This window comes from Maribacter forsetii DSM 18668 (genome assembly GCF_000744105.1).
Taxonomy (GTDB): domain Bacteria; phylum Bacteroidota; class Bacteroidia; order Flavobacteriales; family Flavobacteriaceae; genus Maribacter; species Maribacter forsetii.
In genome coordinates, this window is record NZ_JQLH01000001.1 from 706,873 (window position 1) to 725,174 (window position 18,302).

Annotated in this window: 16 protein-coding genes; 6 read left to right on the top strand and 10 right to left on the bottom strand. The window is 36.3% G+C overall.

Going from position 1 to position 18,302, the window contains the following annotated elements:
- Nucleotides 1–9: 9 nt before the first annotated feature.
- Both P177_RS02960 and P177_RS02965 read left to right on the top strand, forming a co-directional pair.
- Nucleotides 10–723, top strand: coding sequence for a tRNA1(Val) (adenine(37)-N6)-methyltransferase (locus tag P177_RS02960; RefSeq protein WP_036151673.1), 714 nt, complete (start codon nucleotides 10–12; stop codon nucleotides 721–723).
- A 55-nt stretch (nucleotides 724–778) separates the two neighbouring features.
- Nucleotides 779–1,957 carry an acyl-CoA dehydrogenase family protein gene (locus P177_RS02965; RefSeq protein WP_036151675.1) on the top strand — a complete coding sequence of 393 codons (1,179 nt, stop codon included), beginning with the start codon at nucleotides 779–781 and terminating at the stop codon, nucleotides 1,955–1,957.
- 141 nt (nucleotides 1,958–2,098) lie between these two features.
- Here the strand turns inward: P177_RS02965 and P177_RS02970 are convergent, their stop codons facing one another.
- From P177_RS02970 to P177_RS02995, 6 genes are all read right to left on the bottom strand, one after another.
- Nucleotides 2,099–3,454, bottom strand: coding sequence for a GH1 family beta-glucosidase (locus P177_RS02970; protein ID WP_036151677.1), 1,356 nt, complete (start codon nucleotides 3,452–3,454; stop codon nucleotides 2,099–2,101).
- Nucleotides 3,455–3,528: 74 nt separating this feature from the next.
- On the bottom strand, nucleotides 3,529–4,563 hold the full coding sequence (locus tag P177_RS02975) for a glycosyltransferase family protein (protein ID WP_036151679.1): 1,035 nt from the start codon (nucleotides 4,561–4,563) through the stop codon (nucleotides 3,529–3,531).
- Entirely contained in the window at nucleotides 4,560–5,423 is an 864-nt protein-coding gene (locus P177_RS02980) for a UDP-2,3-diacylglucosamine diphosphatase (protein ID WP_036151681.1), read from the bottom strand. Before P177_RS02980 ends, P177_RS02975 begins: the two co-directional genes overlap by 4 nt.
- Before the next feature lie 239 nt (nucleotides 5,424–5,662).
- Nucleotides 5,663–7,960 (bottom strand): FdhF/YdeP family oxidoreductase, encoded by a 2,298-nt coding sequence (locus P177_RS02985; protein WP_036151684.1) that lies wholly within the window; start codon nucleotides 7,958–7,960, stop codon nucleotides 5,663–5,665.
- Nucleotides 7,961–8,042: 82 nt separating this feature from the next.
- Nucleotides 8,043–8,408: a DUF7009 family protein gene (locus P177_RS02990; RefSeq protein WP_036151687.1), complete on the bottom strand. Its 366-nt coding sequence runs from the start codon at nucleotides 8,406–8,408 to the stop codon at nucleotides 8,043–8,045.
- A 266-nt stretch (nucleotides 8,409–8,674) separates the two neighbouring features.
- Nucleotides 8,675–9,553, bottom strand: a complete 879-nt coding sequence (locus tag P177_RS02995; RefSeq protein WP_036151689.1) for a nucleotidyltransferase family protein — start codon at nucleotides 9,551–9,553, stop codon at nucleotides 8,675–8,677.
- A gap of 144 nt (nucleotides 9,554–9,697) precedes the next feature.
- Here P177_RS02995 and P177_RS03000 point away from each other — a divergent pair, with 144 nt between their 5' ends.
- Nucleotides 9,698–11,050, top strand: a complete 1,353-nt coding sequence (locus P177_RS03000) for a Gfo/Idh/MocA family protein (RefSeq protein WP_036151691.1) — start codon at nucleotides 9,698–9,700, stop codon at nucleotides 11,048–11,050.
- 3 nt (nucleotides 11,051–11,053) lie between these two features.
- Here P177_RS03000 and P177_RS03005 read toward each other — a convergent pair whose 3' ends face one another.
- Both P177_RS03005 and P177_RS03010 read right to left on the bottom strand, forming a co-directional pair.
- Entirely contained in the window at nucleotides 11,054–12,241 is a 1,188-nt protein-coding gene (locus tag P177_RS03005) for an AEC family transporter (RefSeq protein ID WP_209435179.1), read from the bottom strand.
- A gap of 125 nt (nucleotides 12,242–12,366) precedes the next feature.
- The gene (locus P177_RS03010; protein WP_036151694.1) at nucleotides 12,367–13,557 is read right to left on the bottom strand and encodes a pyridoxal phosphate-dependent aminotransferase; all 1,191 of its coding nucleotides are present in this window, start codon (nucleotides 13,555–13,557) and stop codon (nucleotides 12,367–12,369) included.
- A gap of 504 nt (nucleotides 13,558–14,061) precedes the next feature.
- Here P177_RS03010 and P177_RS03015 point away from each other — a divergent pair.
- A complete protein-coding gene (locus P177_RS03015) occupies nucleotides 14,062–14,535 on the top strand; it encodes an Lrp/AsnC family transcriptional regulator (RefSeq protein WP_036151696.1) in 474 nt (157 codons plus the stop codon).
- On the opposite strand, the gene P177_RS03020 is transcribed toward P177_RS03015, so the two are convergent.
- Nucleotides 14,536–15,927 carry a Gfo/Idh/MocA family protein gene (locus P177_RS03020; RefSeq protein WP_036151701.1) on the bottom strand — a complete coding sequence of 464 codons (1,392 nt, stop codon included), beginning with the start codon at nucleotides 15,925–15,927 and terminating at the stop codon, nucleotides 14,536–14,538.
- A 234-nt stretch (nucleotides 15,928–16,161) separates the two neighbouring features.
- On the opposite strand from P177_RS03020, the gene P177_RS03025 reads away from it, so the two are divergent.
- Both P177_RS03025 and P177_RS03030 read left to right on the top strand, forming a co-directional pair.
- The gene (locus P177_RS03025) at nucleotides 16,162–16,620 is read left to right on the top strand and encodes a COG2426 family protein (RefSeq protein ID WP_036151703.1); all 459 of its coding nucleotides are present in this window, start codon (nucleotides 16,162–16,164) and stop codon (nucleotides 16,618–16,620) included.
- A gap of 105 nt (nucleotides 16,621–16,725) precedes the next feature.
- Nucleotides 16,726–17,079 carry a hypothetical protein gene (locus P177_RS03030; protein WP_036151705.1) on the top strand — a complete coding sequence of 118 codons (354 nt, stop codon included), beginning with the start codon at nucleotides 16,726–16,728 and terminating at the stop codon, nucleotides 17,077–17,079.
- Between the two features lie 183 nt (nucleotides 17,080–17,262).
- Here P177_RS03030 and hutG read toward each other — a convergent pair whose 3' ends face one another.
- Nucleotides 17,263–18,219: a formimidoylglutamase gene (gene hutG / locus P177_RS03035; protein ID WP_036151707.1), complete on the bottom strand. Its 957-nt coding sequence runs from the start codon at nucleotides 18,217–18,219 to the stop codon at nucleotides 17,263–17,265.
- Nucleotides 18,220–18,302 lie beyond the last annotated feature (83 nt).

The window sequence follows — 18,302 nt, forward strand, 5'->3', positions numbered from 1 at the left end:
AAATATACATTGAGCGAACTATTTAAATTTAAACAATTTAGTATTAATCAAGACCGTTGTGCCATGAAAATTGGTACGGACGGCGTATTGCTGGGTGCTTGGACTACAGTAGATAATAATCCAGAATCTATTCTTGATATTGGTGCCGGTACAGGAGTTATTGCATTGATGTTGGCACAAAGAAGCAACGCTGAGGTAATTGACGCCTTAGAAATAGATGCGGATGCCTATGAGCAGTGTGTGGAGAATTTTGAATTATCCCCATGGGGAGATAGGTTATACTGCTATCATGCCGGTTTGGATGAGTTTGTTGATGAAATTGAAGATCAGTATGAGTTGATAGTCTGTAATCCTCCATTTTATTCAGAAAATGTTGCATCAGGAAATGTACAACGAGATCAGGCACGGCAAAATGAGTTTCTTCCTTTTGAAGAACTAGTGGCGGCAGTTTCAAAGTTGTTGTCTTACAATGGCGTGTTCACCACAATTATACCTTTTAAGGAAAAAGATGCTTTTGTGAAAAGAGCTGAAGGTGAAGGTTTATTTCTGAATGAGTGTTTACATGTTAGAGGAAACCCGACAGCAGAAATAAAACGTGTGTTATTGACGTTCTCTAGAGTAGCCAAAGAATTCGATACCACAGAATTAATCATCGAAACTGATAGGCATGTATATACTGCTGAGTATGTGGACTTGACTAAAGAGTTTTATTTAAAAATGTAACTTTAGTGTAGTAAAATGTTATATTTCTTTAATTATCTTTGATAAAAGCATTGTTATGAGACCAGATTTATTTGAAGCACCAGACTATTATAATTTAGACGATTTACTTTCTGAAGAACATTTGCTAGTTCGCGATGCTGCACGCCAATGGGTAAAGAGAGATGTATCTCCAATCATTGAAGAATATGCCCAAAAGGCAGAATTTCCAAAGCAGATAATAAAAGGTCTTGCAGAGATTGGAGCTTTTGGACCGTACATTCCTGAAGAATATGGTGGTGCAGGCTTAGATCAAATAAGTTACGGACTCATTATGCAAGAAATTGAAAGGGGAGATAGTGGTGTGCGTTCTACGGCATCTGTGCAATCTTCTTTGGTGATGTACCCAATTTATACTTACGGCACTGAGGAACAACGCAAAAAATACCTGCCAAAACTAGCTTCTGGTGAATGGATGGGTTCCTTTGGGTTAACAGAGCCTAACCATGGTTCCAATCCTAGCGGTATGGAAACCAAGTACAAAGATATGGGTGATCATTATTTGTTGAACGGTGCCAAACTTTGGATTTCGAATTCACCTTTTTGCGATATAGCTGTAGTATGGGCAAAGAATGAAGAAGGTCGTATTCACGGTTTAATCGTGGAACGTGGAATGGAAGGTTTTACCACACCAGAAACACATAATAAATGGTCTTTAAGGGCTTCGGCTACAGGAGAATTGATATTTGATAATGTAAAAGTTCCAAAGGAAAATCTGTTGCCGAATAAGTCTGGATTGGGAGCGCCTTTGGGTTGTTTGGATTCCGCTAGATTTGGAATTGCATGGGGTGCGATAGGTGCTGCTATGGATTGCTATGATACGGCATTAAGATATGCAAAAGAGCGCATTCAATTTGGTAAGCCTATTGCAGCAACACAATTGCAGCAAAAGAAATTAGCGGAAATGATTACTGAGATCACCAAAGCGCAATTATTAGCGTTTCGTTTAGGGCAATTAAAAAATCAAGGTAAAGCTACTTCCGCACAAATTTCCATGGCGAAAAGAAACAATGTGGAGATGGCTATTAAAATAGCTCGTGAAGCAAGACAGGTTTTAGGTGGTATGGGCATTACAGGTGAGTATAGCATTATGCGCCATATGATGAATTTAGAGAGTGTAATTACTTATGAGGGTACGCATGATATTCACTTATTAATTACAGGTGCGGATATTACGGGTATGCCCGCTTTTCAATAAAGTAACATTTTACTATAGTAGCCTTAACATAGCATAAAGAATGACAATATATCTTTGCATTGCGCAAGTAAGATGTGTGTATGTTTATTTTGGATAAAAGCTTAAGCCGGTGGGAGCATCGGCTTTTTTTGTGCCTTTATTTTAGTTAGAAAGGAATTGAGAGAACCATTTTCCCGAAGATTTTATTGTTCTTTTTAGTGTTTTAAAATCAATATGTACCAATCCAAATCTTGGATGGTAACCTTCTGCCCATTCAAAATTATCTGTAAATGTCCACACGAAATATCCGTGAATATTTAACCCTGCTTGTTTTGCCTTTAATACTTGCCTTAAATAGCGTTGTAGAAAGTCGGTCCGTTTCATATCGGTAATGTTGTCACCATCTATCTTATCTTTAAAAGCGGCTCCATTCTCGGTGATAATTATATTTTTTATTTGTGGATAGTTGCTGAACTTTTCAATCATATTGTAAATGCTAGGTGGGTAAACTTCCCAATCCATCAATGTAGTAGCAACGTTTCTTTTACTGGCTTTAACAATCTTGGCTCTTATGTATGGTACTAAAAGACTGTATTTTACTTTTTCACGTGTATAGTTTTGAATTCCTATAAAATCAAAATCGAACTTACAATCATCCATATCCGTAGATTTAATATAGGGCTGTAGTTTTTTTAGTACGGGAGCTTCTTTTGTGGGGTAACCCAAACCAAGTGTTGGCTCAATGAATAAACGATTGAGTAAGGCGTCAACTTTAATAGCGGTTTTTCTATCTCTTTTGTTCTTTCTATAAGGTGTAATCTGTGAACATGAAAATGTAGTGCCAATGTTGGCATTAGGTACTAGTTTTCGAAGTATTCTGCCACCTTCTGCCTGACAAAGAACCGCGTGGTGAGCGGCAGGTAGAAAGTTTTTCAATCCTTTTTTACCTGGCGCATGCACTCCTAAAAAATATCCGGCACCAGTAAAAACCATAGGTTCGTTCATTACCATCCAATTTTTCACCCGGTCGCCAAAAGCATTAGCACATACTTGAGTGAACTCTGAAAACCATGTAACGATTTGCCTGTTCGTCCATCCTCCTTTTTCTTCTAGGGTTTGAGGTAGATCCCAATGGTATAAAGTAATCCACGGGGTAATATTTTGCTTCAAACAAAAATTTATGACTTCATTATAAAATTGTATACCAGCTTCATTTATAGTGCCTATACCATTAGGTAAAACCCTTGGCCATGAGATTGAAAAACGATAGTTATCAATATTCATGGATTTCATTAACAAAATATCTTCCTTGTACTTATGGTAGAAGTCACAAGACACATTCGCGTTTTCTCCGTTAAGAATCACTTTTGGTGTGGCGGTAAACTTGTCCCAAATAGAAGGTCCTTTACCATGTAAATTGTGTGCGCCTTCAATTTGATATGCTGCCGTAGATACTCCCCATGTAAAATCCTCACCAAAATCTGATGCGTTCAAAATGGTTTCTTTATGTTCTTTCAATGATATAGGATGCTTTTAGGGAATTACTCGATGGTCGAGATTTAATAGTTCCGATGCTCGTGTCGAAATTATAGTTATACTTTCAATTCAATGCCAGGCAAACTTGCTGCGTGGTTGTTTACTAGAGATTCTTCTAAAAGCTTAGAAACGATTTCATCTGTATTATCCGGGTAGCTAACAGGTACAATTGTATCGGTTTCTAGCCAGTGTCTTACTTTGTCTAAATGCTTTTTTTTAAGCGATTTTATAACCGGAACGCCCATTTCTGCCAATGCCGCAGCATTGCATTGCTGCTCATATTGCCCTTTCATAGGTATTACGAGCAATTTCTTTTGCATGTAAAGACTTTCTGCAGGGGCTTCAAAACCAGCTCCACATAAAACACCTTTACTAGAGGCCATGCTTTTTACAAAAGCTTCATTGGTAATGGGTTTTATATGAATGTTTTTATTGAAATATTCATAGGTGTTGTGCTTGGAAAAAACTTCCCATTTTGCGCTCTTCATTTTGCTTAAAAAATTCAATAATTTCTCATCACTATATGAAGGTAGGTATACCGTGTAGTGCTCCCCTTTTGTAATTGTTGCAGAACGAATGTCATCTCTAATTATGGGAGTGTAGATGTTTTCTTCATAAGATTTAAAGTGTAAGCCATACTGTTGACTGGTTGGGGCATAGTTATTTAAGATCCATTTGCCCATTCTATCTTTTTTCTTTGGTTTTGGTGCTAAGTCAGATAAAACTGCAGCTTGGTGGCTAAAGCTGTAGCAGGGTTTGTTTTTTAACTTACATGCCCATGCCGTTACCGGCTCAAAATCATTTATGATCAGATCGTAATCTTCTACAGGAATACTCTTTATTTCTTTCTGCAGGCGCATAGAATTTGCCCTGTAATAGGTTTTCCAGACGTCTACGCCTCCTTTTTTACCAAAGATGAAACTAAGCCCCTTTAACTGATATCTAACAGGGTAGGGTAGCTTGATATCCGCTTGTATGCCACTAACTAAAATGTCTAACGAGATGTTGTGTTTTAATAACGCTGGTATTACGTCTCGCGCTCTACTTAAATGTCCGTTTCCGGTACCCTGAATTGCATATAGTACTCTCATTTACTCTGCTGTGTCATTCCACTAATTCTAAACTCTTCTAGCAAACTTTGAAAAAGCTCTGCCTTTTCTAATACAAATGTTTCCTCCTTAATATCCTCTTTATGGTCTATAGTTAGCTGGTCTTCTAGATATGAATAGAGTTTCCACTTTCCATTATGGTATTCTAGAGCAGTTAAATTTTCTATCCAATCTCCAGAATTAAGGTAGGTAACTTCACCTTTTTCTGTTTTTATATTACGAATTTCCGGTTGGTGAATATGACCGCAAATCACATAATCATATCCGTTTTCTATGGCAATATCCGCTGCTATCTGTTCAAAATCATTAATGAACTTGACGGCAGATTTTACGCCGTTCTTAATTTTTTTGGACATAGAGATAGGTCCCTTGCCCATTTTCTTGCTAATGAAGTTTATGGCTCTATTCAATAAGATCAAGAAATCATAGCCTTTAGCACCAAGTTTCGCAACCCATTTAGAATGTTGCATGGTTACATCAAACACATCGCCATGAAAAATCCATGCTTTTTTATCTTCAAGCGGAATTACCATTTTATTGACAATACTTAATGACCCCATTTTATTACCTGAGAATTTGCGCAAAAGCTCATCATGGTTGCCTGTTACGTAATGAACTGGTATACCTTTCGCTACCCATTCTAATAGAAGCTTGATCACCTTCATATGGGATTTGGGCCAGTAGCGCTTACTAAATTGCCAGATGTCTACAATATCACCATTAAGAATTACTTCTTTTGGCTTAATTGATTTCATATATTTTAAAAGTTCTTTGGCGTGGCAGCCGTATGTTCCTAAATGAACATCAGATATGACCACAATATCAACTGGTCTTTTTTTCATAAAATGGTTAGAGGTTTTTGAACTGAAACTTTTAAGAAAGTAAAGGGGGGCAGATTGACCTCCAACTTGGCATGAAATGCAAGAAGGGTATGTAGGAAAACGGTCAATTCAATAGATTTCATGTACTGAAACATATGACCGTAAAGTTTCAAAAAATAATAGAATAGATAGGTTACTGCTAACTTATTTTTGAGTTACCAGATTGTTATGTAATTGAATGTCAGTGGTGTGTTGGTTAACTATTTCTTTACCAATCTCACCTTAACCGATTTGCTTATAGGTGTTTTGCTACGGTCTGCGAAATGGTTGTACGGTACTAATACATTGGTTTCAGGAAAGTAAGAAGCCAAATTACCTGATGGGATATTATATGGTACTACCTTGAAATTATGTGCGGTTCTAATAATTTCATCATAAGTGCTGGTAATATCTACAACATCTAGTTTGTTAAGCCCCACAGCTTTCATGTCATCAATATTCATGAAAATGATTCGTCGTGCATTATACACGCCTCTATAACGATCATCTAAACCATAAATAGTGGTGTTGAACTGATCGTGAGAACGAATGGTCATTAACATGTACTCGTCTTTTGCCAATTTATGTTCTGGTAATTTATTAATGGTAAATTGAGCCTTTCCATTGGGTAACATGCTAAAGTCTAGTTCACGTACATTATTTGGTAAGTAGTAACCAGCACCAACTGAACGTTCTTCTGTTTTGTTGAAACCTTTAGCTACTTGATCTATTTGGGTTCTTATAAGCTCATAATCTGCGCCTAAAGCTTTCCAATTCATAGGATGGCCTTCTCCAAAGTAAGCATGTCCCATATTGGCAATAATCTCCGGCTCGCTCATGATAGTGTCAGAAGCGGGTTTTAGAATTCCTTTAGAGCGTTTTACGCGACCCATACTATTTTCAACAGTAAAATGACGTGGTTTACCATCTTTCATGTCTTTCTCTGATCTACCAATAGTAGGTAGAATAAGAGCTGTTTTACCGGTAATTAAATGTGTTCTGTTCAGTTTTGTACTGATCTGTACCGTAAGGTCACAGTTTTGAATACCTTTTGCAGTATACTCGGTATCTGATGCTGCCATTAAAAAGTTACCGCCTAAACACATAAATACTTTTGCCTTGCCTTCATACATGGCTTTTAGGGTACCTACAACGTCAACACCTTCGTGATCTGGTGGTGTAAAACCTAAGTGTTCTTTAATACGTTCGTTCATTGCCTTATCAACAAAATGCTGAATACCAACACTGCGGTCTCCTTGTACGTTACTATGCCCACGAACTGGGCAGGTACCGGTATTTGGTTTGCCTATGGCTCCTTTAAGTAAAAGAAGATTAATGAACTCTCTAATATTTTCTACACCATTTTTATGTTGGGTCAGTCCCATTGCCCAACACACTATAATTTTAGATTTGTTAGCTAGTAATGCTACGGTTTCATCTATTTTTTCTTCAGATACGCCTGTTTGTGCCAGTAGTTCTTCTGAGTTGTAATTTTTTAAATCGGAAATTAAAGACTCATATCCATCGGTATATTTTTCAATGAATGCATGGTCAAAGACATCATTTGATTTTTCTTCTAACACGACTAGTTTTTTCAACATCAATTTCACCAAAGGGATGTCTTGGTTAATGTTGACGGGCAAGTGAATGTCTGCCATGTCTTCACCACCACCGATCCATCCACCAACATGCTGTGGATTTTTAAAATTTAGGAGACCAGATTCTTCAAGTGGATTAATGCTGATAACCTTACCGCCGTTCTGCTTACATTTTTCTAAAGCAGATAACATTCTTGGATGGTTAGTACCGGGATTTTGACCAGCTATCAAAATAACCTCGGCTTCGTAAAGATCTTCCAAAGTTGTGGACCCTTTTCCTATGCCTAAAGTTTCGCCCAATGCAACACCGCTACTTTCATGGCACATATTAGAGCAGTCTGGTAAATTGTTGGTACCTAGTGCACGTGCAAACATTCCGTATATAAAAGCTGCTTCATTACTTGATCTACCAGAGGTGTAGAAAATTGCCTCATCTGGATTGTTCAATTTTTTTAATTCAGATGCTATTAAATCAAAAGCTGCTTGCCAAGAAATGGGTTCGTAATGAATGCTACCTGGTTTTAAAACCATAGGTTCTACCAAACGACCAAATTTATTTAATTCGTAATCGGTTAGTTTAGATAATTCTTCAACTGAATGTTTTTGAAAGAAACTTGCGCCAATTTTTTCTGTAGTAGCTTCATCACCTAAGGCTTTTGCTCCGTTTTCGCAATATTCTGCAACAGGTGATGGATGTTCTGGATCTGGCCATGCACAACTAGGGCAATCAAAACCATCTTTTTGGTTCATGCTTAATAATGTGCGCATGGATCGTAGAACGCCCATTTCTTTAAAAGTATGCTTTAAAGCTTCACGAACACCCAAATACCCTGCAGCATGGGTTATGGGCTCTTTTATTTCAATATCAAGAAATTCTTCAGATCCTCTAAAAGAGACGTTACGTTCGTTTTTTGCATTCATACTCTAAACTTAGTAAATGTAGAAGTAACGATTATAATCATTTCTATTAAAACTGTAATCTAAACGATTAAAACAAGACACTTTAACTCAACTTTGGGTTTGGGTAATTGTCAGACTGATCTTCTATAGTATTATCCAAACAAGTAAAATCTTTTTCTAATAATAGATAAAGATTATTTCCTGAAGTTGTTTTCATAGTATGGTCATAAGTAATAATATCGTTACTAAACCAAACCTTACCATCTGTTTGCGGCATTTCTAAAACTACCGCATTGTTTTTAAAACTAACTTGAAGGTGGTCAATATCTTTTTTTAATACCACGCCGTAATTGAATTGTGCAGGGCCAAAATTAGTTTTATCAAATATTTCTCCTTCTTGAGATAGCGATTTTACTTCTGTTTGGGTTAGTCGAAACCGAACGGAATCACCTTTTATTCTAATTTTCATAGCTATAAATTGAGTTCACAACAAAAATAGACCATCTGACAACAAAATATAAGGGGTTGACATCAATTTGTTTTTAATATTTAACCTTACCTGTACATTTACATTGTTCTTAAAAACGAATTAAAATTTTTTCATTTTCATATAGTGTTCTCGTAAAAGAGTCCGGTCTGTCAAGGTTGGACTCTTTTTAGTTTAGGTCATTTTTGAACATAAAAAAACCCATTAAATGAATATTTAATGGGTCTTATTTCATACTAACGAAAATCTTATTTCCAAATAGGAGCAGGGTATTTACCTGAATCCGATTTTTCTTTTAAGCTGTTCATTGCTTTTTCTTTATCACTTGCATAAGTTACACCAAACCAATCTCCACCAGAAGGAATACATTTCACTTCAATTTCATTTGCCTGTAACATTTCTTGTATCATTAGAGGAATATATAACTCGCTATTTGCTATGCGGTCTTCGTCTTTCAAGAATATTCTAAATTCAGATTCGATCTTATCAAAGATAGATGGTCTACAAACCCAAAAATTCATACTAGCTTGTTCGTCACCGGTAAATTCTAGATTGGTATCTTCATCTACAATGCTATTTTCTTTTTGTACAAGTTTAAGTCGCTCTTGTACAGAAACCAGATTGTCGCCATTTACTTCACAAACACCTCTTGATACTGAGCCGTGTTCAGACAACGTATCTTTTAGTGTATAACCTAAAAGTGCATATGCGCTATCATCGGTTTTCATGAAATCAGCTGCTTTTTTATAAGCAGATTGTCCATAAAAATCATCGGCATTAATTACAACAAATGGTCCGTTAATTACTTTTCTTGCTGTCCATACTGCATGAGCGGTACCCCAAGGTTTCTTGCGCTCACCAGTGAAAGTAACTCCATCAGGTAAATCTGTAAGTTCTTGTGCAAGAACATTTAGTTTTATATTGCTTGGTATTCTTTTAGAAAGGTGCTCCTCTAAAAAAGAAACGTTCTCTTTTTTTGTGATAACTACAATTTGTTCAAAATTATTCTGAATGGCATCGTAAATGGCAAACTCCATTAAAAACTCACCATTAGGTCCTAAATCATCAAACTGTTTTAGCTTTCCATATCTACTACCGCTACCGGCAGCCATTAAAAGTAATGTCATAATTTTCTGTATTTACCGGGTAAAAATAGGGAATGTGTTTAAAATTCGTACAATTTATTGGTTGTAACATCTATAAACTTGATAATTATTTAATATGTATCGGTAACTTTTTATAAATTCAATGTTCATAAACTACACAACTAAATGGCCACAAGAAGAAATTTTATTAGAAGTACATCATTGGCAGGTATGGGACTATTTGCAGTGCCAGGTTTTGCACATAATAGTTTTAGCGCTGCAGATAAATTGAATGTTGGTTTAATTGGTGTAGGGTTGAGAGGAACCAACCATTTGCAGAATTTATTGCTTAGAAAAGATGTAAATGTCACTGCAATTTGTGATGTGGACGAAGAGAGAATAAAAATTGCCAATAAACATATAGCTGATGCAAAGGGCAAGCGTCCAAAAGTATTTGGTGCAAATGAACATGATTATAAGAATCTATTGGCTTTACAAGAGGTTGACGCCGTAATCATTGCTACACCTTGGTTATGGCACACACGCATGACGGTAGATGCTATGGAAGCGGGTAAATATGCAGGAGTAGAGGTTTCTGCCTCTAATACGCTAGAAGAGTGTTGGGATTTGGTAAATACCCATGAGCGCACCGGTACGCATATGATGATCTTAGAAAATGTGAATTACCGTAGAGATGTGTTAGCGGTGTTGAATATGGTGAAACAAAACGTATTTGGTGAAATGGTGCATTACAGATGTGGCTATCAGCACGATTTACGACACGTAAAATTCAATGATGGTAAAACGGCTTATGGTAAGGGTGTTGAATTTGGTGAAAAAGGAATATCGGAATCTAAATGGCGTACAGAGCATTCCGTAAAAAGAAATGCAGATGTATACCCAACTCATGGTTTGGGTCCTGTAGCCGTAATGGCAGATGTTAATCGCGGTAATCGGTTTATGTCAATGACCTCGCATGCATCAAAAAGTATTGGGCTACACAATTACATTGTAAAAGAAGGAGGAGAAGAGCACCCTAATGCAAAAGTAAAGTTTAAGCAGGGCGATGTAATTACTTCAACCATTAATACCGCAAATGGAGAAACCATTATTATTACCCATGATTGTAACCTACCTAGACCTTATTCTTTAGGATTTCGTGCGCAAGGTGCAAACGGACTCTGGGAAGTTGATGGTAGCAGAATTTATGTGGAAGGGAAATCTGAACCACATCAATGGGATGATGCGCAATCTTGGTTAGATACATATGACCACCCGCTCTGGGAAAAATACGGGGAATATGCATTAAATGCAGGGCATGGCGGAATGGACTTTTTTGTATTGAACTCCTTCGTAGAATCTGCTAAGCAGAATATTGCTCCACCTTTAGATGCTTATGATGCTGCGGCATGGAGTGCGGTAACACCGCTTTCAGAAGTTTCTATTGCCAATAACGGTGAGCCTCAGGATTTTCCAGATTTTACTCGAGGCCTTTGGATGAAAAGAAAACCTTATGAATGGATGAAGGAAACGTTTTAGCTTTTAGCTTGCCTTGGCGTCGTTCAAAGAATTTTTGTTTTCGTAGTTGTCTTTGGCAATCGTTAATTTTACTTTTTTTCTTAGAGAATTACGGGTAATTTTTCGCTCTCTGTCTGTTCTGAAACTGTTAGCTTTAAGTATATCTGGAGCAAAGGAAATTGCTAAAATAAGAGCGCCTAAACCAAGTAAAGTTATTGGATTTATAAAGTAATCGCTAAACGAAAATATCCCTATAATCAACAAGGTGGAAAAAGGTAGGGAGCATGCCAAAATATTCAATCCGAAGTTAACATCGAAAGTTGGGTTGGGTTGTTTATCTTTCCCCTCCATTGACTGTATGGCACTCATATGTGCAAATGGCCAAAAGCTACAGGCACTTTGAGGAAATACAACTAATAATAATATCATTGCCGGTGTCAATGCAGGTATGGCATATGCAAAAAGACCGCTCAATAAAAAGGCAAGTCCCATTCTACGAAACAGCATAGAAATGATCAGTTTGAACTCTCCTTTATTGATTCTAACCGCCATACCAATAAATAGTAGTACTAACGGTGTCATTAGATCTTTAATGCTCAACGCTGTATTTTGAAAAAATGATGGTAGTGAAGAGAGGTTTAGTCCAAAGCCTAACATCAATAAACCTACTACGATTACAATATTTATAGGTTCATTGATCAATGATATAAATAGACCTTTTAACTTGGCAGAAGAAGATTCTTGTTTTTCTATAACAGCGTTTTTTCTATACCAGTGCATGGCTAACATATAAAGTAAAATCAAAACAAATATTTTATTTCCAATATCTGCGAGTGCGGCCAGTGCCAAAGTGTCGTCACCTAAGTAAGTTACAATAAATGGAAAACAGGAAAGACCGGGTGCGGTAGATGGTAAAAGCATCATCAAGGTCCGTTTTTTACTTTTTTCTTCTTTGTGTAATGATGCTGCCAAAAAGTATTTGGTTGCCAATAACATGAGAAGGTTAAATGTTAAGGCTGCTAGCGGAAAAACCAATAAGGTTCCGTTAAGTTCTATTTTTAAAAGGGCTACAAAAATAGTCGCTGGTAGGGCCACACTTAAAATAAGGACCTTAACACCTTTTAAATCTTGCTTTGCAACCTTCTTTTGTAATAACACCCCAATGCCAATTATAAGAATTAACTCAAGGGTTTTTTGTAATGCAAAATCCATTTTTTGGTAGGTTTCGTTAATGAAGTTCTCAGTGCTGTATCTATAATTAGTCCGAAGGAGTTGAATTCAAGGTAGTTGTGTCAAGGCAATTCTTCTCTCTCTTCAACTCCGGGACTAATTCTAACTTAAACGAGCACTTTTTCAAGTGCGGTCGTAAATAACTTCATCTCATCCATAGTACCCATACTAACTCGACACCAGTTTTTTCCGTAGATTTCAAAAGCTCGTACACCAACACCTTCCGCAGTCATTTTTTCTAAAAACGGCTTTCCGTCCATTTGTATGGGGAAGATGATAAAACTGGTAGACGAGGGCACATATTCAAAACCTAGGCGATCAAGGTTTTCATAAACATATTCCCTACATTCTTTGTTCAGTTTTCTAGATTTGTCTTTAAAGACAGTGTCATCCATACTTGCCATTGCGGCATATACTGATGGTAAGGAAATACCCATGCCGCCACGGGTGATTTTTTGTATAATATTTAATGTTTCCGGTTGGGCAACTACATAGCCGACACGTAAACCTGCCATACCTTGTATTTTAGAGAACGTACGCGCAATGATTACATTTTTACCTTGGTTGATAAGTGATACCATACTCTTTTTAGCTGCATCGTCTAAAAAACCTAAATATGCCTCATCAACAAAAATTGGAGTCTTTTCAGATACACGAGAACAGAAATCAATCAGTTCTGTATGGTCGGTCATACTACCTGTTGGGTTATTTGGGTTACAGATGTATACTAATTTAGTCTCGTCATCAACAGCAGCTTCCATCGCTGCTAAATCATGAGACCAATCTTTTTTTAGAGGAATCGGTTTCCATGTTGCTCCTGTTGCTTCTGCAACTTTGATTAGCGACATGTATGCTGGGTCTGCAGAAACAATGTTCCCTCCATTTTGGAAGAATACCATCGCTGTTTTCTCCAATAGATCGGAAGACCCAGGTCCCATCATAATATTCTCTTGCTTTACACCCTCTTCTACAGCGATCTTATCCATAAGTTGATACAACTCTTTCCAAGCATATCTGTTCCCTTTTGGTGCATATTCCTGCATTGCAGAGACAGCCATTGGTGAGGGTCCGTATGGATTTTCGTTCGCATTCAGTTTTGCTGCAAGCTCTAAAGGTTTCGTTGGTGAATAGGGTAGGTACTCTTTAAAAAACGGAGTGTAAGGTATATTTCCTTTCGCATCTACTGTTATAGGTTGCGACGGGAACGCACCATAGGTTAAATAAGGTGCTGCCATTACACCTGCTGCGGTAAGTACTCCTTTTTTAAGCCAATCTCTTCTGTTTACTGATGTTTTCATATGTGTTTAAGTTTGAAATGTTGTAATAAGACTGTTTTTATACATCATAAAAAGGAGATAGAAATACGACCTTTTTGTTTGTGTAAAGTCACTGTTTTTGTGCCGATAATTGTTGATGTTTCTGATTAAACAATATTATCGAATGTTCAAGAATTATGGAAATACCTATTATATATAAGGATAGGTATAGGGGGTGGTCATGGTTGTTTTTATTGTGGAATTGATAGTTTTTAACCTCAATTATACCTGTAAATTCAATTTTAAATAATTGATTAATTGAAATATGTCAAATTGGTAATATTTGGGTTAAAGGTGCTTTTTATGTAATCAATAATTTGATTACATAAAAATAAACAAAACCTCAATTATTGGCTTTTTTATTGTCATATTAATACGAAAAATTAGATAACTATAAATTATTTTTGTTAAAATAGTGTAAAAGCCTACAATTGTTCAATTAAAATTTAGCTTTTATTGAAATAGCCATTTAAACCATTAGCACAGATGAGAAACAAATTAGATCAGGTTGATTTTAATATTTTAAACATTTTAGCTGAAAATGCACAAACACCATATACGGATGTAGCCAAGAAATTGATTGTGTCTCCGGGAACGGTACATATGCGAATGCGAAAGATGAGAGAAATGGGATTAATTACTGGCGCTACTTTAAGTTTAGACTATGCTAAAATGGGTTGGAAAATGACTATTTTCTTAGGTATTTTTTTAAGTGAAATAAGTCTTTTCAAAAAAGTTATGGCGAGGTTGAACGAGATTGAAGAAGTAGTGAAAATACACCACGTAACCGGAAAATACGATGTATTCATAAAGATGCATGCAAGAGATAGCTTTCACTACAAGCAGGTGTATCAAGATGAAATTCTTAGCATTTCTGGAATACGTGGTATAGAATCTTTTATTTCTATAGAAGAGAATTTAGAACGCCATATTCAATTCGTAGAGGTTGAAGAAGATTAATTACAGCAGTTTCATTTCTTTTGGACTCCAATTTACAGGTTGTTTTCTAGAATAACTTTCGTTTGCCAAAAGTGCTGCGCCTGCAGCTCTTAATCCGAATTTTGGGTCTTGTATTACTTTTCCGTTATCTCTAATACTGGTGAAAAAATTATAGAAATGATCATAATGAGCTCCTTTATAATCTCTTGGTGCTTTCCAGGTTGTTGTGCCAGTCGCCAAGCTGCCAGCTCTAGTGTTTAATCTTTTAGCTGCATATTCATCTCGTATTTTTGCTTGCATATCTTCTGTAAACGATATCATAGAATATCCACTTGGCTCCATGCCTAGTTTAGAACGATTTACGGTAACCGAATTCTGGTCTATTTCCATTTCGCCCTCGGTGCCTATCAATTTGAAACCACCACCACCGCCACTACCGGCAATGAAGTTAATGCGAAATGCAGCATTAAAAGGAGCATGGGTTTCGGTCTCTGGGTAATCATACAGCGTTATGGAAACATCAGGGACATCTCTACCATCTTTCCAATAGCGAAGACCTCCGGTTGCCAAAGCCCTATTAGGACCGTCTGAACTAATGACATAATTTAAAGAGGAAAATGCATGAACAAATAGATCACCAGCAACGCCTGTGCCATAATCTTGATAATTTCTCCATCTAAAAAAACGGTTGTTGTCATAAGCTACTTTTGGAGCGCTGCCTAAAAATGTATCAAAATCAACTGTTTCGTTGGTAGCATCTGTGGGAATAGGATATTGCCAAGCCCCTTCAGATGAATAACGGTCATTATACATATCCAGCATTACAATATCGCCAATAGCACCATCTTCATAAAGTTCCTTTGCTTTTTCATTACCAAGAGATGCCATACCTTGGCTACCAATTTGACAGATTTTACCAGAACTCTTTTGTGCCTTTATAATCTCTTGCCCTTCATTAAAATTCTGTACCATTGGCTTTTCGCAATACACGTGTTTACCTGCTTTTAGTGCTGCTACGGTGATAGTTTGGTGCCAATGATCGGGAGTTGCGATTATTACGGCATCAATATCTTTTCTATTTAAAATTTCGCGATAATCTCTTGTTACAAAAATATTGTCGCCCCAAAGTTCTTTTGCACGATCTAATCTGCCCGTGTATAAATCACATGCGGCTACGAGTTTTACACCTGCTACTTGCAATGCGGCCTGAGTATCATAAATACCCTGAATACCCGTGCCGATCAAGGCTATGTTAATTTGGTCATTTATGCGATAGTTTTGAAAAGAATAATCTCTTTGTAAGAGCTGAGGTTCATTTTTTGATGCTGCAAGTAGAAATGGAGTTGAGCTTAAAGCAGCAGAGGTTATTGAAGCTCGTTTAATAAACGACCTTCTAGAATTCTTTTTTGTCATGATGGATAAGCGTTGAAATTAGTTGTTGTTGTAAGCTATTAAAAATACCGATTAATTATGGTCTAAGGCCTATGGTGTCATATCATAATCTTGGATTTTTCATTTCCTTAAGTCCAACGCTAGGTGTTTTACGGTCATTCACCTGTATAATTGACCAATTGACAACATTTATGAAATAAATGGCATTATTTTTTTCTAGAACAACGTAATTTTGCATTCGCTTAAAAAAGACAATTGTTGAAAGATATACTTATAGCAGCACTTTGGAGCATCTCCCCACTAGGAGAGGCTAAAGTTGGTATACCTTATGGTCTGCTGCAAGGGGCTAATATTTATGTGGTATTTGTAGTTTGTTTTTTAGCCAATGTTCTTGTGTTTCCTATTATGATGTTTTTTTTAAATACCGTTAATAGGTATTTGTTGAGATGGCATTTTTATAAAAAGAACGCATTATTTGTAGCAAGAAGGGCAAAAACAGGTTCTGGAGATAAAATTAAGAAGTATGGTTTCTTCGGACTCATATTTTTTGTAATGTTACCTGTACCGGGTACTGGTGTTTATGCCGGTAGTATTGCTAGCTACCTATTTAAGATTGAAAGAAAGAAAGCCTTTTTGGCGAATACGATAGGTATATTTTTATCTTCTTTGATAGTTTGGGCAACTACTTTGTTGACCATGAAGGGAATGGCATAATATGTGATTTCCAAGATTTTTTATCCATTTATTTTGTGAATAACTATACCCAATTTTAATTTCATTAACTGACTTGTCCTTTTAAATTTGTAGCTTTTTTGAGCTATGGATACCCTTAAAATTGGAGACAAATTATATAATGTTGAACAGAACGGATTCAGCGATTTTGCACGTTATTCTTTTTCTGAAGTAGTACGACTTACCGAAACCCTGGCGGTTTTAAAGAATGGGGTAAGACTTATTAATAGACCTAAACAGTCCTATATTATGGAAGATGTTGGCTATTCTGTTAATAGGAATAAGGGCTCGCATTGGCATATTGTTTCTTTAAAAGCAATTAGAAATGCCCAAATAGAAAATGAAAAAATACGGATTCATGATTGGTTTGAAGAGAAGCAATTCACTTTAAAAGAGAAGCAATATATCTATAAATTGTTCAAAGCTGATGAGGGGCAATAATATTTAAAAGTAGTATAGTTATTACAAGAAATGAACAGACCGTTTTTTAATTAAAAAACTCTTATTACCTTTACGGCGTTGTGTTGTGTCTCAAAGCAATTTGAGGCAATTGTGTTTATCGAATTTAATCGATAGAACCCAATGAAAGGCTTTCCATTAAGGGAGGCTTTTTTTGTTTTAACCCTATAGTTTATGTATTACGTAATGCAATAATGAGGCGGCTAACTTTGCCGTTTGGTCATCAATATCATACTTTGGGTTTAGTTCTACCACATCTAACCCCACTAATTTCCCGGACTCTATAATAAGTTTTAAACTTTCATTTACAATATCTGGAGAAAAACCCATTGGTGAAGGTGCGCTTACACCTGGTGCAAAAGCGGAAGAAAATCCATCTAAGTCTATTGTAGTGTATACATAATCTACATCCTCAAGAAATTGAATAATCCTTAATTGTACATGTTCAAGGTAGTTCATGTTAAAGTACTCCTGAAAGAGGTAGTTGACTTGGTGCAACTCTGCGAATTCAAATAAGTCTTTGGTATTGGCATCTTTACGTATGCCTAAAGGCATGTATTTGATAGACTGACCATTTTTATTATGGTCTAAGGCAATTTGGTAAAATGGGGTGCCAGAATTATTGCCATTTGTATTAGCCCTTAGGTCAAAATGAGCATCAAAATTTATAATTCCTATTTTTTCTTCAGGTTTTATATGTTGTAATAACCCATTATAATGAGCATAAGATAAATCATGACTACCTCCAATAAGTATTGGGGTTGTTCTATTTTCTATTAAAAAGCTTACTGCATTGGCACATTTTTTCTGTAGTTCCTCTAAATTTTGATGTTTGCATTCTAAATTTCCAAAATCTAGTAGTTGGGTATCTTTGTCTAAATGATTTGGCATTTTACCTAATTGCTTTCGAATAGCATCAGGGGCCATGGCTGAACCAACTCTTCCTTGGTTGCGCCTAACCCCTTCATCACTGTTATAGCCTAATAATGCAATAGTCTTTTTAGTGGTAACAGAGAAAGGTTCGTTTAGGTTAGAAAATGATACTTTTTCGTGCAGATAAAGTTGTTGTTCAGAGCTTCGTCCAAACCAATTATCGGTATTTGCTAACTTATAAATGGACATGTAATTCTTTTTTTTAGCAATTATGAAATCTTAAACTGCCTAAAAATTGGGGGAATTTAAAATTCTAAAAAGTATTTTAATAG

Bases quoted from the DNA above. Each gene is read 5' to 3' on its own strand.
- P177_RS02975 (WP_036151679.1), bottom strand. From the start codon at position 4,563: ATGAGAGTACTATATGCAATTCAGGGTACCGGAAACGGACATTTAAGT.
- P177_RS02985 (WP_036151684.1), bottom strand. From the start codon at position 7,960: ATGAATGCAAAAAACGAACGTAACGTCTCTTTTAGAGGATCTGAAGAA.
- hutG (WP_036151707.1), bottom strand. From the start codon at position 18,219: ATGTCCATTTATAAGTTAGCAAATACCGATAATTGGTTTGGACGAAGC.
- P177_RS03005 (WP_209435179.1), bottom strand. From the start codon at position 12,241: ATGGATTTTGCATTACAAAAAACCCTTGAGTTAATTCTTATAATTGGC.
- P177_RS03030 (WP_036151705.1), top strand. From the start codon at position 16,726: ATGGATACCCTTAAAATTGGAGACAAATTATATAATGTTGAACAGAAC.
- P177_RS02980 (WP_036151681.1), bottom strand. From the start codon at position 5,423: ATGAAAAAAAGACCAGTTGATATTGTGGTCATATCTGATGTTCATTTA.
- P177_RS03010 (WP_036151694.1), bottom strand. From the start codon at position 13,557: ATGAAAACATCAGTAAACAGAAGAGATTGGCTTAAAAAAGGAGTACTT.
- P177_RS03015 (WP_036151696.1), top strand. From the start codon at position 14,062: ATGAGAAACAAATTAGATCAGGTTGATTTTAATATTTTAAACATTTTA.
- P177_RS03020 (WP_036151701.1), bottom strand. From the start codon at position 15,927: ATGACAAAAAAGAATTCTAGAAGGTCGTTTATTAAACGAGCTTCAATA.
- P177_RS02995 (WP_036151689.1), bottom strand. From the start codon at position 9,553: ATGACATTACTTTTAATGGCTGCCGGTAGCGGTAGTAGATATGGAAAG.
- P177_RS02965 (WP_036151675.1), top strand. From the start codon at position 779: ATGAGACCAGATTTATTTGAAGCACCAGACTATTATAATTTAGACGAT.
- P177_RS02990 (WP_036151687.1), bottom strand. From the start codon at position 8,408: ATGAAAATTAGAATAAAAGGTGATTCCGTTCGGTTTCGACTAACCCAA.
- P177_RS03000 (WP_036151691.1), top strand. From the start codon at position 9,698: ATGGCCACAAGAAGAAATTTTATTAGAAGTACATCATTGGCAGGTATG.